Origin of the sequence: Haloferax volcanii DS2, assembly GCF_000025685.1 — an archaeon.
In the GTDB taxonomy this organism is placed as follows: domain Archaea; phylum Halobacteriota; class Halobacteria; order Halobacteriales; family Haloferacaceae; genus Haloferax; species Haloferax volcanii.
In genome coordinates this window covers 1,294,395-1,307,389 of the sequence record NC_013967.1, presented here as the reverse complement: position 1 = coordinate 1,307,389, position 12,995 = coordinate 1,294,395, and the positions used below count along the sequence as shown (strand labels likewise).

14 protein-coding genes and 1 pseudogene are annotated in these 12,995 nt (G+C 59.6%); 11 read left to right on the top strand and 4 right to left on the bottom strand.

Features of this window, described 5'->3' with window-relative positions; all coding sequences use genetic code 11:
* Positions 1 to 627 precede the first annotated feature (627 nt).
* The 9 genes from HVO_RS11615 (at position 628) to HVO_RS11580 (ending at position 8,081) form a co-directional block, all read left to right on the top strand.
* Positions 628 to 2,445, top strand: coding sequence for a hypothetical protein (locus HVO_RS11615; protein ID WP_004043501.1), 1,818 nt, complete (start codon positions 628 to 630; stop codon positions 2,443 to 2,445).
* Between the two features lie 86 nt (positions 2,446 to 2,531).
* Positions 2,532 to 2,900: a hypothetical protein gene (locus HVO_RS11610; protein ID WP_236995487.1), complete on the top strand. Its 369-nt coding sequence runs from the start codon at positions 2,532 to 2,534 to the stop codon at positions 2,898 to 2,900.
* Positions 2,900 to 3,307 (top strand): hypothetical protein, encoded by a 408-nt coding sequence (locus HVO_RS11605; RefSeq protein WP_004043503.1) that lies wholly within the window; start codon positions 2,900 to 2,902, stop codon positions 3,305 to 3,307. The genes HVO_RS11610 and HVO_RS11605 overlap by 1 nt, the downstream gene beginning before the upstream one ends.
* 186 nt (positions 3,308 to 3,493) lie before the next feature.
* A complete protein-coding gene (locus HVO_RS11600) occupies positions 3,494 to 4,933 on the top strand; it encodes a hypothetical protein (protein ID WP_004043504.1) in 1,440 nt (479 codons plus the stop codon).
* A 1-nt stretch (position 4,934) separates the two neighbouring features.
* Positions 4,935 to 5,108 (top strand): hypothetical protein, encoded by a 174-nt coding sequence (locus HVO_RS20945; protein WP_004043505.1) that lies wholly within the window; start codon positions 4,935 to 4,937, stop codon positions 5,106 to 5,108.
* A 34-nt stretch (positions 5,109 to 5,142) separates the two neighbouring features.
* On the top strand, positions 5,143 to 5,736 hold the full coding sequence (locus tag HVO_RS11595) for a hypothetical protein (protein WP_004043506.1): 594 nt from the start codon (positions 5,143 to 5,145) through the stop codon (positions 5,734 to 5,736).
* The gene (locus HVO_RS11590; protein ID WP_013035378.1) at positions 5,733 to 6,596 is read left to right on the top strand and encodes a hypothetical protein; all 864 of its coding nucleotides are present in this window, start codon (positions 5,733 to 5,735) and stop codon (positions 6,594 to 6,596) included. Before HVO_RS11595 ends, HVO_RS11590 begins: the two co-directional genes overlap by 4 nt.
* Entirely contained in the window at positions 6,593 to 6,982 is a 390-nt protein-coding gene (locus tag HVO_RS11585) for a hypothetical protein (RefSeq protein ID WP_004043508.1), read from the top strand. The genes HVO_RS11590 and HVO_RS11585 overlap by 4 nt, the downstream gene beginning before the upstream one ends.
* Before the next feature lie 121 nt (positions 6,983 to 7,103).
* A complete protein-coding gene (locus HVO_RS11580; RefSeq protein WP_004043509.1) occupies positions 7,104 to 8,081 on the top strand; it encodes a hypothetical protein in 978 nt (325 codons plus the stop codon).
* On the opposite strand, the gene HVO_RS20940 is transcribed toward HVO_RS11580, so the two are convergent.
* On the bottom strand, positions 8,082 to 8,252 hold the full coding sequence (locus tag HVO_RS20940) for a hypothetical protein (protein ID WP_158546581.1): 171 nt from the start codon (positions 8,250 to 8,252) through the stop codon (positions 8,082 to 8,084).
* 110 nt (positions 8,253 to 8,362) lie between these two features.
* Here HVO_RS20940 and HVO_RS11575 point away from each other — a divergent pair, with 110 nt between their 5' ends.
* Positions 8,363 to 9,160: a hypothetical protein gene (locus HVO_RS11575; protein ID WP_004043510.1), complete on the top strand. Its 798-nt coding sequence runs from the start codon at positions 8,363 to 8,365 to the stop codon at positions 9,158 to 9,160.
* A 106-nt stretch (positions 9,161 to 9,266) separates the two neighbouring features.
* Here the strand turns inward: HVO_RS11575 and HVO_RS20140 are convergent, their stop codons facing one another.
* Together HVO_RS20140 and HVO_RS11565 are read right to left on the bottom strand one after the other, a co-directional pair.
* Positions 9,267 to 10,346: a hypothetical protein gene (locus HVO_RS20140; protein ID WP_013035234.1), complete on the bottom strand. Its 1,080-nt coding sequence runs from the start codon at positions 10,344 to 10,346 to the stop codon at positions 9,267 to 9,269.
* Between the two features lie 150 nt (positions 10,347 to 10,496).
* Positions 10,497 to 10,754 (bottom strand): hypothetical protein, encoded by a 258-nt coding sequence (locus HVO_RS11565; RefSeq protein WP_004043512.1) that lies wholly within the window; start codon positions 10,752 to 10,754, stop codon positions 10,497 to 10,499.
* Positions 10,755 to 11,308: 554 nt separating this feature from the next.
* On the opposite strand from HVO_RS11565, the gene HVO_RS11560 reads away from it, so the two are divergent.
* Positions 11,309 to 12,355: a tyrosine-type recombinase/integrase gene (locus HVO_RS11560; RefSeq protein ID WP_004043513.1), complete on the top strand. Its 1,047-nt coding sequence runs from the start codon at positions 11,309 to 11,311 to the stop codon at positions 12,353 to 12,355.
* Positions 12,356 to 12,526: 171 nt separating this feature from the next.
* On the opposite strand, the pseudogene HVO_RS11555 reads toward HVO_RS11560, so the two are convergent.
* Positions 12,527 to 12,982: pseudogene (locus HVO_RS11555) on the bottom strand (zinc-binding dehydrogenase); the annotation flags it as partial.
* Between the last annotated feature and the right edge of the window lie 13 nt (positions 12,983 to 12,995).

Here is a 12,995-nt window from a genome sequence, read left to right as displayed (position 1 = left end):
GAAAATTATTCCCTCAGCTTTCATGCAACGGGTCGCCGCTGTCGGGCGAAATTAGAAGCCAAGGGGGGTGCATGGTAGATGTCTCACGTTCGTCGCGAGAGACATCTATGGCGGTACGTCCGCTACGCCTGCGGCAGCTGCAAAGCGTGGTGTCTCGTCGACCACGCGGAGCGCGCCGCGAAGATGCGCGAGTGCAAGGACTGCGCGCGCATCCCCGCCATCGAGGACGAGATTCGGGACCACCGACTCACCTCGCTCCTGTGGGCACACCAACTGGCCGCAGAAACCACCGCAAGGACCGGAACAGCGGAGGGCGGGTCCCAGTCCGCCCGGAGCGGCCGGAAGCAGGGGCTTGCCCCTGACCCGGAAGCCGGTCCGCATGAGGCCGACGGCCGTCGGCCGAAAACGAGTGGCGGTAAGGCCCAGTGCCGTCTGAGCGATTTCATCCGCACAGACGGGGGTTCCCGTGAGTAACGCGGGCACTCGCGCCCCCGGCGCTCACGACTCACCAGCTGCGCGTGCGGTCTCTCGGAGAGACGAATGAGCGTCGGAAAACGCTCATCGTCCGAAATCGCTGACGTATGGGGCTCACGGCTCCGCCCAGACCGATGTAAAGATACCTACCTCGTGGACTACCTGGGCGACCTCGGCCTGCTGGCCTACGGGTACGACCCGGCAGACCCGGACGACGACCTCGAACTTCGCGGGCGCGACCGGGACCGCGTACGGCTGGTAAAGCGCATCTCGACCTCGCCAGAGGGGATTTACCTGCCGACGCTCGTCTCCGAGTGCGTCAAGGGTCAGTACATCGGGCAGTGCGAGCGGTTCGACGGGAGCGACCCGGACTACCAGTTCGTCTACCGGTTCCTGAACGACCTCGACGGGCACGACCCCCAGCTCATCGAAAAACGCCAGTCTGACGGCATGACGATGGTCACCCCGACAATTCGTCTACTTGACTTGATATCAGAAGGCATTACTCAAACAACCAGGGAACGCGACGACTTGCTGTATGACCGGCATTTCTGCGAGAACTACCTGAGAACCGCGAATAAGGTCGATGACTGGGGTCGGGACCTGCTGGAAGACTCTTTACATCGGTACCTGAAGCGCATCGAGAACTACCAACTGCTGTTCGACGTCCACTTCTGCGGGCGACGCGGCGGCGACACCACCCGCCGGATGACGAAACAGTACAATACCCGCTTCAACTCCCAGGGACGGCTCCGAAAGACGTGGGCGCGCTACAACAGCGCGCTCGAACACGCGTACGAGAAGTACGACAACGCCGTCTTGATGACGCTGACGACGGACCCCGGCACGTACGACGACCCGACTCGACCCGACCCGCGCTCGCTGTACGACGGCATCTCGTCGATAAACCCGAACTTCAACCGGCTCCTCTCGTACTTCGACTCGGACCCGTCGACGAAAGACGACACCAGGAGGGACGGCGTTCCCAGTTGGTCACCGGCGCTCGACGGCAAAGTGACCGGGCGACCTCGCTACCGGCCGCCGTACCTGAAAGCTCTGGAGTTCACCGAGAAGGGCTACGCGCACCTGCACGTCCTGATGTTCGACGTTCCGACCCGCGAGAGTGACGGGATGCCGTTCCTGATAGACAAGGCGGAGCTGGAACGGAAGTGGAAGGACTACGGCCAGGGTCAAATCGTCGATCTCTATCCACTCGTGTTTCGGGAGGACCTCGACGAAGTGGGGAACTTCGGAACGAAAACGCTCGTCGACGACGACGGCGACCAGTTCGAAGTTCCGGTCTCGAAAGGATTTGTGGACTGGTACCGCTACGGCGACCACGACCACAGCGACGAGTGGATAGCGAAGAACGCGAGGTCTCACGACCTCATCGAGTTCTACGACGACGAGAGCGGCGAGGACGGCGACGAACAGATGCAAAGCCGGACGGCTGGCGCGTACCTCGGAAAGTACCTCTCGGCCACCTTCGGCTCCCTGCTCGAAGCCTCCGAGTCGTTCGAGGACGCGAAAGAGTCGGATTCGTACGCTGACAAGGCGGCGACGTGGAAACTCGGCCTCTACTGGGCGACTGGCAGGCGATTCTGGTCCATCTCGCGAGATATCGAGAAAGCGATAGAGAGACCCGAACACCTGCAAGACCCGGACGTTCGGCACGCCGTTCGAGAGCTCTCTATCGACTCTCTCCAGCTCGCGTGCGATGGCGCAACGGTCGAAGAACTCGCCCTCGATGACGTTGTGACTCCAGGCGTAGAATCGACGCTCCCAGAGAGTGCCGACTTCTACTGCCACATCGACTACCTGGGCTGCTACGCCTACTGGGACATGCCGACAGCCGACGCGACGGCTACGAATCTCGAACACGTCGAAGATTACGTTGCTTCGGGAGGACAGCCGGAATACCCCGATGTCGGCGGCGAGAAACCCCCACCGGTCGCTGACGTGTGGGGATGACGTAGGAACCTACCCTGCCTGGTGATTCCACTTTCATACGGCTGGTAGGTACGGCTAGTACCTACTATCAACATGTTCTAGCTGTAATGGCGTCTGAACCAATGTCGTTCGACGACTTCGAAGAAACGCAAGTCGAGGACGACTACGACGACGGAGTAGAGGAAATCAAGTTCGAAGTCGACGAGCCGGTCATCGGCGTTATCGTCGATATCGACCACGACGTGGGACCGAACGAAAACGACGTGATTCACCTCGCCCGCGGCGGCGACCTCGGTGACCGAGTGAAGTTCTGGTCGAACGGCCAGATTCGCCGGACCATCGACAAGAAGGGTCTCGGCAACGGCAGTTGGCTCGCGGTCAAGAAGACCGCCGAGACCCGGACGTACGAAATCGAGCATGACGACGGCTCGACCGAGGAGCGTGAGTACCACGTCTTCGACGTGAGGGGCGAGTAATGGCGTCGCGCTACTCGCAGGGTCTCAGCGGCCTCGCGTCGGACTACGCGATGCTGCGGACCATCCCGGCGCTCTTGTCGGTCGTGTTCGTCGCTACTGGCCTGTATGCCTTCGGCGGCATCTCCGACATCACCATCACGTGGCTGTCGTCCTACACGCTGACGAGCGAGCACGCGACGCTCGGCGGCATCCTCGTGTACGCGGTGGCGTTCATGTCGAGCGAGACGAAGTCGCTCGAACACTACGAGTACTGGGAGATGGCGTTCATCGTCGCGTCGCCTGCTGTCATCCTCGGCTGGCAGTACGTGACCGAAATCAAGGACCTCCTGCTCGGACTGGGCGACCCGCTGGGCGCGCAAGTCGCGTTCCTGATTACGGTCGTCGGCTGGGCGGTCGCCGTGAGGTAACCAGACCATGACCCTTCCTTTCGGCCTCACCAGACTGGAAGCGACTGCGACGCTCGGCTACCTCGCCGCGTGTCTCGGTGCAACTGCGTTCATCATCACTGGAGGCCTCTGATGCGCGAGTTCGCTCGACGCGGGCTCGCTGTCCTGTTTGCTGTCTTGCTCGTGACAGCAGGTGCTTCGGGTCCAGTGTCCGCGACGCTCGGGTTCCAAGACTGCGATGTCTCCGATTCCGCGATATCGGCGTTCATCAACAGTCTGATTAACCCGAACGGCGACGAGTGTCGGTTCAACCCGACCGACTCGACGCTCGACCTCGACGGGACGCAGGATAAAGTCGAACTGTATTCTGCGGCGTCGGCTGAGAAGACCTCGCTCGACTCGTACAACACGGCGATGGACAACTACCTGAACGACACCGAGTCGGTCGCGTGGATGAAAGCGCAGGTAGCTGTCGCTGAAGCGTACGAGGACGGCAAGACGAAAGAGCAGGCCCGTATCGACGCGAGACGGGCGATTGCTGACTACTACGCTGTCAAGCAGAAGAACGACATTGCGCGGTGGAATGCGACCGTCTCTGCCGCTGAGGTGAGTATCGAAGAACGCTCCGAGTCGGAGCCGATTAACAACTCGACATTCGTCACGAAAGACGACTTCGCACAAGTCGATAGCGGGAGTGGCTGGTCGGTCTCGAAGACCTACGAAGGCCTGAACACATCGTCTGTGACTCTCGTCAACGATTCGTCTGCTGACGTGCTCGCCTACAACTACACTATCGGAGACGGTTACAACAGCGTCAACACGTACGAGACGTACTACGTGACTCCGGCCCGGCACGAGTGGTTGCAGATAGACGGGAACTTCGGCTGGGGCTTCCGCGGCTGGGAAATCGCCGCGCCGAACAGCAACTACGATTCGATGACCTTCATCGAACACCAGTCGTTCGCTGACCGCTGGGCGCGTTACGAGACGAAGAACGACGACCTCCAAGCGGAGGCGTCGAACTTCGTGAATGCGACCTACGACGACTTCGCGGCTGGAAACATCAACTCGTCCGACGTGATTAGCGCGAACACGGCGATGTTCGAATACGGTACCCAGTCGGGTTCCGACTCGACCTCGCTGTACGACTCGACGGCGGCGCTCGCTCTGATGGGCTTCGATGTGCCGGACATGCAGTCGTCCGGGCTGATGAACGTCACCGACCAATCGGGGACGGCGAACGTTACCTATCAGGGTCTCGTGCTGGCTCGCTCCGCGCCTAACGGGTCGTGGTCCGCGAACACGACCTACAACGCCTCGGCCATCGACGGCCCGGTGTTCATCGCCACCGCGACCGGCGAGAAGGTCGACCTCGACGGTACCTTCACCATCACCGAGATAACTGCTCGCGACGGGTCTTCGGTGCAGTCGCAGAACACGACGCAGTACGTGTACAAAACGACGAACACGAGTGAGTTCGTCAACATGACGAACGAACTCGAATCCCTTCGCCAAGACATCGAGGAGCGGGAGCAGTCAAGTGGCGGCTCCGGTGGCTCCGGTGGCCTCGACTCGCAGGCGCTCGGTATCGCGCTGCTGGTTGGCGCTGCTGCGGTGCTACTCATCCAGCGGGAGGGCAACGAGTAGGATGCTCCTCTGGTTCTTGAAGCAGCTGCCCATCGGGACCATCGCCGGCGCGGTCGTGCTCGCTGGTGCTCTGCAACTCGCGGGCATCGACCTCGTCGGGATGGGTTCGGACCTGCTGCTCGACCTGCTCGGCGTGCCCGACTGGTCGGGCGACTGGTTCGGGTCGCTGCTGTAACGCTCGCCAACCTCCCTTCCCTACCCCTACCCGTATGACTCGAATACACACTATCATACTCGTCAGTTGTATCGCTCTGCTGCTCGCTGCCTCTGGCACAGTCGCCGCCCAAGAGACCGCGACCGCGTCTGCTCCGACAGAGACGACGACAGCCGCGGCTCCGACCACGGCTTCGGAGTCGTCGAACGAGACGACGTACTACGGCGACGTGGCCGGCGACCGCGCGGTGCGAATCGTCTCCGCCGAGTACGTCGACGGGACCGCCGTGCTCGTACTCGAATCGGACCTGCCGCGGACGGTCACCGTGACCGCGCCGACCGGCTCGACCTCGACCGGTGCCGCGGCTGGGAATCTGGTTCGCAGACCGATTCCGCCAGGACGGACGACGATTCGAATCGACTCCCCGGAACCGCGGGTGACTCTCGTCACGTCGTACTCCGTCGAGAACGGCCGATATACCGAAATCCGGTTTGACGACGGCGGTTCGGCGCTTATCGCCGGTCCGTTCACTGGAACGGACGTGCGAGACGCGGCTATCGGCGGCGCGCTCGGCACGTCGTTCGGTGCGCTCCTGATAATCGTCCGGCGGCGCTTCGGCCTTCACCGTGACATGGAGCGTGTCGCATGAGCGACGACGCCGAAAGCTCAGCTGAGGCTCAGCGGGAAACTCCCGACGAACCAGAGATGGGCGCGGCCTCGACGACGGTCGCGCCGGACCGCGATGCGGGACGACTCGTGACAGCGTTCGTGTGGGTGATGCGATACGGCGTTCACCTCGCTGTCGCTGGCTCGCTGTTGCTCGTCGGCCTCGTGCTCGTCTTCGACGTGCGCGTACCTCGCTCGCTCCAAATCATCGGCCTGACGGCTGGCCTCTCGGCGGTCATCGCCGGGCGCTGGGTCGGCGGGCAGGCCGTCGACCTGATGGGCGGCCCGCAGATGATGTGGCTCGTCGACGTCGACCTGCTCGACCGCGACGGCGCGGGTGTCTACACCTGCCCGACGCCGCGGTGGTCCGAGTGGACAGTCGTCGACGGCCAACTGTGGTGGGCGACGCCGAACCTCGCGTTCGGCCGTGGCGTCGACCTCGACGCGCGGGAAGTCGCCGGGACGTGGGTCGGCTCGCTGCCGGACCCGGTGCTGGCGCGGGCGCTCGAATACCTCCGGTACAACCGCAAGCAGTTGGAACCGAAGGCCCGGAAAGGCGAATCGCTCGAAATCAACTCCTTCGCTATCGTCCGGGCGGCGGCGGTCAAGACCGTGAAACACGTCGTGCGGACGTTCGAGAAAGGCGCGCTGCCGGACGACGGCGACGCGCTGCACGCAGAGATTGATAGCGTGCTCGAAGACTTCGACCTGGACGGCTCGGATTCCATCTTCGACGAGGACCCGACCGAGTGGGCACCAGGTGACGGCGACCCGGCACCGGACCCGCTGGCCGACCTCGACCAGCGGCGGAAGCAACACGCGGCCAACGGTGAATCAGAATGAAACTCGAACTCGAACTTTCGACGCGCGAACAGTACATCATCGCCCTCTCGCTGTCGGTTGGCATCGTCGCTGGCCTGTGGTTCGGTATCCTGATGATACCGCCGCGGGCGCTCGACGTGCCGATGCGCTTCCTCGACGACGGCGCGGTGTCTGCGTCGTACTACCCGGTGACGAACACACACCTGTTCGTATCGGCGGCCCTGCCACTGGCGACGGCGTACCTCGTGCGGAACCACGCGCGGGACGACGGGACGGACGACGCGGACGAGCTCATGCCTGACCGCTCCGACGGTGACGGAGATGGGCGCGACTCCGCTCACGACCTCGACGGCAGTTCGACCAGCGAGTTCGGCCCGCATCCCCTCGACGGAGGTGAATCCGCGTGACCGACTCGGACACTTCCGCGAAGTGCATGTACTGCGGATGGTCGATGACTCCCCGAAACCCCACGGCGAAGGGACACCTCTGCCGGCGTTGCCTCCACGACATTCAGGTGGGTGACCGGCTGTGACCGACGAACGGCTGCTGACGGCGGCGAAGTTGTACGAACAAGTACGCGGGCGCATCGACGGCGACCACCGGCTGCTCGACCACGCGGGACTGCCGGTCTCGAAGGGCGACCACGCGAACCTGTCGTTCCTGAACTCGCTCGACCTCACCGAGGACGACGAGCTGGCCGACTCGTTCGCCGAGACCTCGCTCGGTCGCCTCGTCGATTCGTCGCTGCGGACCCAAGCCGCGACCCGCGCGGTGCAGTCGTCGCACGCGACCGCGCTTTCGTACCTCGTCGGCGTGACTCAACAGGACCTCGACGCCAGTTCGCTGACACTGCCGCTTCGGCTCGTCGACGAGCTCGAAAACGGCGGTGGTCTCACGACCATCACCGGCGCGGGGAACCCGAACACGGGGAAGACGAACACGATGTTCCTCTTGAACGGCGACCTCGCGCGGGCGCACTTCGGTGATGACCTGCTGGTCATCTCGAACGTGGGGACGTGGGACGGCGCGGACATCGTGGTGCGGTCGATGTACGACCTCATGGACGTACTGCTGACCCACCGCGAGCGGCCGAAGACCGTCACTATCGACGAAGGTTCGACGCACTTCGACGCCCGGACGTTCAGCCGCGAAGTGGCGTCCCAGTGGACGCCCGCGATTAAGCGGTTCTCGAAGCTCGGCGTCGAGTCCGTCGGCGTGGTGAGCCACACCGGGAAGGACGTGCATCCCGAACAGAAACGGCTCTCGACGCTGTCGTTCTACAAAGAGGCGCAGGACGAAGTGACGTTCTACCGCGACTGGGACGCCGATTCAGACTCGCCTGATGGTGAGCTGTTCGGCGGCTCGCTCGTGAACCTCGAACCGACGCTGGAGACGTACGACCCGGACGACGCCGCGCCGTGGGCGTGGAACCTGCCGAGCGACCTGTTTCAGGAGCAGTTCGAGAACTGGAGCGAGTTTCACAAAATATTGCAAAATAGTAATTGATTATCGCGGGCCTTCGTCCTCCGTTTGTGCTTTTTGAACCTCCATCCCACATAGATTGTGTTCATACTTCGTCCTCATTGGGGCTCCTGGCTTTGTTTCTTCAGAGGTTTCAGTAACTTCACCACTATCAATCCATCTCTGGCACTCCTCACACCAGTAGTCACCTGCCATATGTATCCTTCTCAACAATACCTATTAAAATCACTTGTAAATATCAACAAAGACTGTGATATTAATACTTCGAGAAAGATTCAATTCCATACCATGTCCTCTCGTAGATAGTGTACCGCTATACCCCGGACGAAATCGACTACGAACGCGCCAACCACCAGGCGAAGGTCCAAGACCGAAAGAACCTCGACGTAAAGCGAATCGGGAACCTTGGAGAACTCGCGTTCGAACAGTTCTGCCGCGAATACCTCCCAGTCGAACTCTGGGAGTGGAAGAACGAAGAAGCGATGCGGCGATGCAACCCTGAAAGTTTCTCGTCGTACGACTTCGAAGTGTTCGGCTACGAGGTCGACGTGAAGACCTCTCGCGACGTATCCGCGTTCCTTCCCGAAACCCTCCTCGACAACGACCCGGACGATGACATCATCGTGATGGTCTGGCATCGGGACAACGAAGACAGTCTCATCCTGCTCGGCTGGGAGCGCACCGAGACGCTGAAATCGAAAGCGGCCTCGCAAGAGAAGTATTCCGGCGAGGCACCCGAGAAACTGGATCACCTCGCGGCCCGGCCGATGAACGAACTCATCGACCTCGGACCGAACACGGCGTACATGAACCAGAAGCCGGAGAATCCGTTCTCGCCCGGCGACCGCGTGAAAAAGAAGGGCGACAAAGATGCGTCAGTTGCAATCGTCGTAGAGGTGCTGCCACCGGAACAGAACACCGGCGCGTACGGTGTGGAGATGGAAGGCGAAGCGGTCAGCGTTGCGTTCCCGTCCAGCCTCGACGAAGGTCCGGGGAACTGGGAAACGATTCACCCGGCGCTGTATGCCTCGTACTGCTACGATCAGAACATCCGGCTCTACACATACAAGCACTCGAATCTGGAGTTTGCTGAGGACGAGTAGCTCCGACTTGGACGACGCCGCGCCCTGGGTGTGGCATCTTCCGAATGACCTGTCTCAGGACCCGTTCGAAGACTGGGCGGAGTTACATAGGATTCTTCAAAAACAATCAGTTAGAGGGTGGTGAATGTTGGACTCTTTCTTCTACAGACTTGATGAACTCTTTTCCCCATCGGTCATCATGCATTAGACTGTCCAAGTGGTTCAAATTCCCGACATTCCCTCCGCGAATATAAACATCATATCCCTTTGCTATCGGTGGTAGTACCTTGATTCTCTGATCAAAGAGACCAACTATGAATCGCTTGAGAGCAGACACCGTCTGATCAACTACGTGTGCGATGAATGGCCAAAGCGGTGCTATTCCATTATTAACGATGTGCTCATCTTCCCATACATTAAAATTACAGTACGGTTCTTTGGTCGTGTCAACTGCTAACCCATCACTCGCAATGAATATAGTTTTTGGAGAGTCTCCTTGGTGGGTGACCGAATCTCTGAACTCACGAATCTTTGAAAAGAACACGGCTTCATCAGAATAGAATTCCGCTAGCGCTTTTGGGAGCCCATATTTGTCCTCAAGGTCTTCTACTGGAACAGGATCATTCCCGCTAAGTGCCACGTCTTTAAAAGAGCTGGTTGGCAATTGGGCACTATAGTCTTCATCTCCGTCTATAGTGTGTAACTTTTCCCACGTATTCGCAATGATGAATTGAAGGTTGTCATATGCGCTTCTTGAGACCATAAATAGATACTCCAACTCTGTGCGAATGAATTGCTGGATCGCTGCATTAAGATCTGAAAGATCTGACTGGTAGTATGCGACTTTTGATAATACCGTGGCTAAATTTCTGATGTCATCTAGTAGACTCGGCATAAGACCCATAATATTTGGGAAGGAAAGATGTTGATAATAAACATCAAAAAATTGCAAATTTATGTCTGTCTCTGGGTTCTCTGGCTCTTTCCCGAAGTACACACTAGTAATTGGTTCACTTTTGACAAAACTCAGTTCGCCATCTTGGTTTGGTATATACGTTATCCAGTCTTCATCATCCAGGAATTCTGGGAGTGCATCATTTTCATAGTCTGGATCATATATTATTCCAGATGGAATCGCACGACCATATAATTCTGTGGTGATCGGTAGTTTTTGTTCAACCTCAGAAGTGTCAATTCCTCTCTTCATTATTGTTGGATATGCTTCTGTAGTAAAAGTCGTTATGTCTAGAACTGTTTCAACCTCACTAAGAATTCAGTTATTGAATTGACTGACAAATTCAAACAACAAACCACCCATCCACCCGCCCCCTTACGGGTAAGGGTGGTGGGTGCTACCTTACTCGCTTTTCTCTAACGTTGAAGCGTCCAAATCCTCAGAAAGGTACTGCTTTCCTGCTTCAGATAACGTGTAGACTCCGCGGGCAACTTTCGTCAGAAGGCCGTACGACTCGAGCAGACTGCACCGCTGGTTGACGTAGCCCTGACTCCTGTCGATCTCTTTGCTGATGACCTTCGGTGTTCCTGTTCCTTCGTCTGAGATATACTCTAGGATCATGTCATCTGCCAAGACCCACCAGTCTGCCCGTCTTCTCATACAATTCTGAATACGCCGGAATGTGATTATCATCCCGATAAGGCGACTTCACTTATTTAATCCCACTCTGAAAAAATCTAATCCTTATCTATAGATACGAATATCGCAGGTAGAATTAAGTACAGACAATCTGTTCTATCGGCCAACGGAAGCTACACGCGACGCTGACTGTTGTTCAGTCGGCGTCAGAAGCGGACCCAGCGCTGCCACGCTGGCCCGCGGTGGCTCCCGTAATACAGGTACGGAAGCATGTTTGCCTACACGACTCGGGCTATTGAAGCCCCACGACGGACGGCTGTTGACAGACTGACAGAAATGGGTTTTACTTTCGCTCAAACGTACACTTTCACTCCGCGGCTATGGCTCAGGACTTTAAGTAGGGGTATCGAATGGATTACCCGGCTGACGGTCCCTTTCGAGGACGCTGCTTCTGGCAGGGTTGGCGTCCTCGACCCGGACCGCGGCCTCACAATGGAAGCCATGATTGAGTTATCGCACCGCGGTTGTAAGCGTAGCGAATGGACCGGAAGTGAACCCGATTCGGGGGTGATTCGATGAGTGAGCTCGAATCGCTCGAACCTGCTCGCGCGGTCCGAATGTACCTGGAGGCCCGCCAGGACGAACTCGCGGACTGGACGTTGAAGTCCCACAAGTACCGACTCCGGGCGTTCGTCGAGTGGTGCGAAGAATCAGGCGTCGACGACCTGACCGAGCTCGACGGCCGGGACCTCTACGAGTTCCGCGTCTGGAGACGCGAAGGGAACTTCGGCGTGGAGGACGGCGAGACGCCGGAGGAAATCGCGCCGGTCACGCTCAAATCACAGCTCACTACGCTTCGGGCGTTCCTCCGGTTCGCGGCGAACATCCACGCGGTTCCCGAGGACTTCTACGAGCGGGTGCCGCTGCCGAAGTTGTCCGGGACGGACGACGTGAGTGATTCGACGCTCGAACCGGACCGGGCGACTGACATCCTCGAATACCTCCACCGCTACCACTACGCTTCCCGGCGGCACGTCGAATTCGCGTTGCTGTGGGAGACGGGCGCGCGGATGGGCGCGATTCGTGGCCTCGACCTGCGCGACCTCGACCTCGACGGCCGGACGCCGGTCGTCCGGTACAAGCACCGGCCCGACCAGGGCACGCCCATCAAGAACGGCGAGAAAGGGGAGCGGTTCAACTCGGTGTCTGACCGGGTGGGCACGATGTTACAGGCGTACATCGACGGCCCGCGTGTCGACAAGACCGACGAGTTCGGTCGGAAGCCGCTACTGACGACTTCTCACGGACGGGTTTCCGCGAGTACGATTCGGCAGGACGTGTACGTGGTTACTCGCCCGTGCTGGCTGAATCAGGGTTGCCCGCACAATCGAGACATCGAGACGTGCGAGGCGGTGGAACTGAATCACGTCAGTACGTGTCCGTCTTCTCGGTCTCCCCACGACGTTCGGAAGGGGGTGGTTACGCTCTATCGGCGGGAGGAAGTGCCGCGTCGGGTGGTGTCTGACCGCCTCGACGCGAGTGACCTGGTGCTCGATAAGCACTATGACCGCCGTGGAGAGCGTGAGCGGGCCGAACAGCGGCGGAATCACCTCCCGTGGTAGAACAATGAGTGTTCGACATATCCGAACGCGAGAGGTGGTTTATATACCCCGTTCACGGAACCCCTGTAGCGCCCATGATTTTTCGGCGGACAACGTGAGCGGAGAAGCATCCCTGTGCGGCGGAGCTGCCTCACGTTCGTCCGAATCGACGCCCGGGGTAGGACGCGACGATTAGTTCGACGCGGACTCGTCGTCGCCGGGTGTGAGGATAATCTTCCCGCGGGCGTGTTTCGCCTCGCTCAGCCGGTGGGCTTCCGTCGCTTCGGAGAGCGGCAACACCGTGTCGAGCGTCACCGAGACGGTGCCGTCTGCGAGTAGCTCGGTGATGTCTTCGAACCACTCACCGTTCCAGCGGACGGTCGTCATGATCGCTTCGACGCCCTGTTCGTCCGCCAGTTCCTGTTGCTCGTCGGTCGGCGGACTCGGGAGCTTGTCGATGGTACCGCCTTCGTTCAGGATTTCGAGGGACCGGTCGAAGGTCTCTCCGCCGACGCCGTCGATAACTCCGTCGACCGGCTCGAGCACCTCTTCGAAGCGCTGTTCGCGGTAGTTGACGAACTCGTCGACGCCGAGTTCTCGGAGATACTCTTCGTTCGACCCCGAGGCGGTGCCGATAACGTGGAGGTCCCGCTCCCGTGCG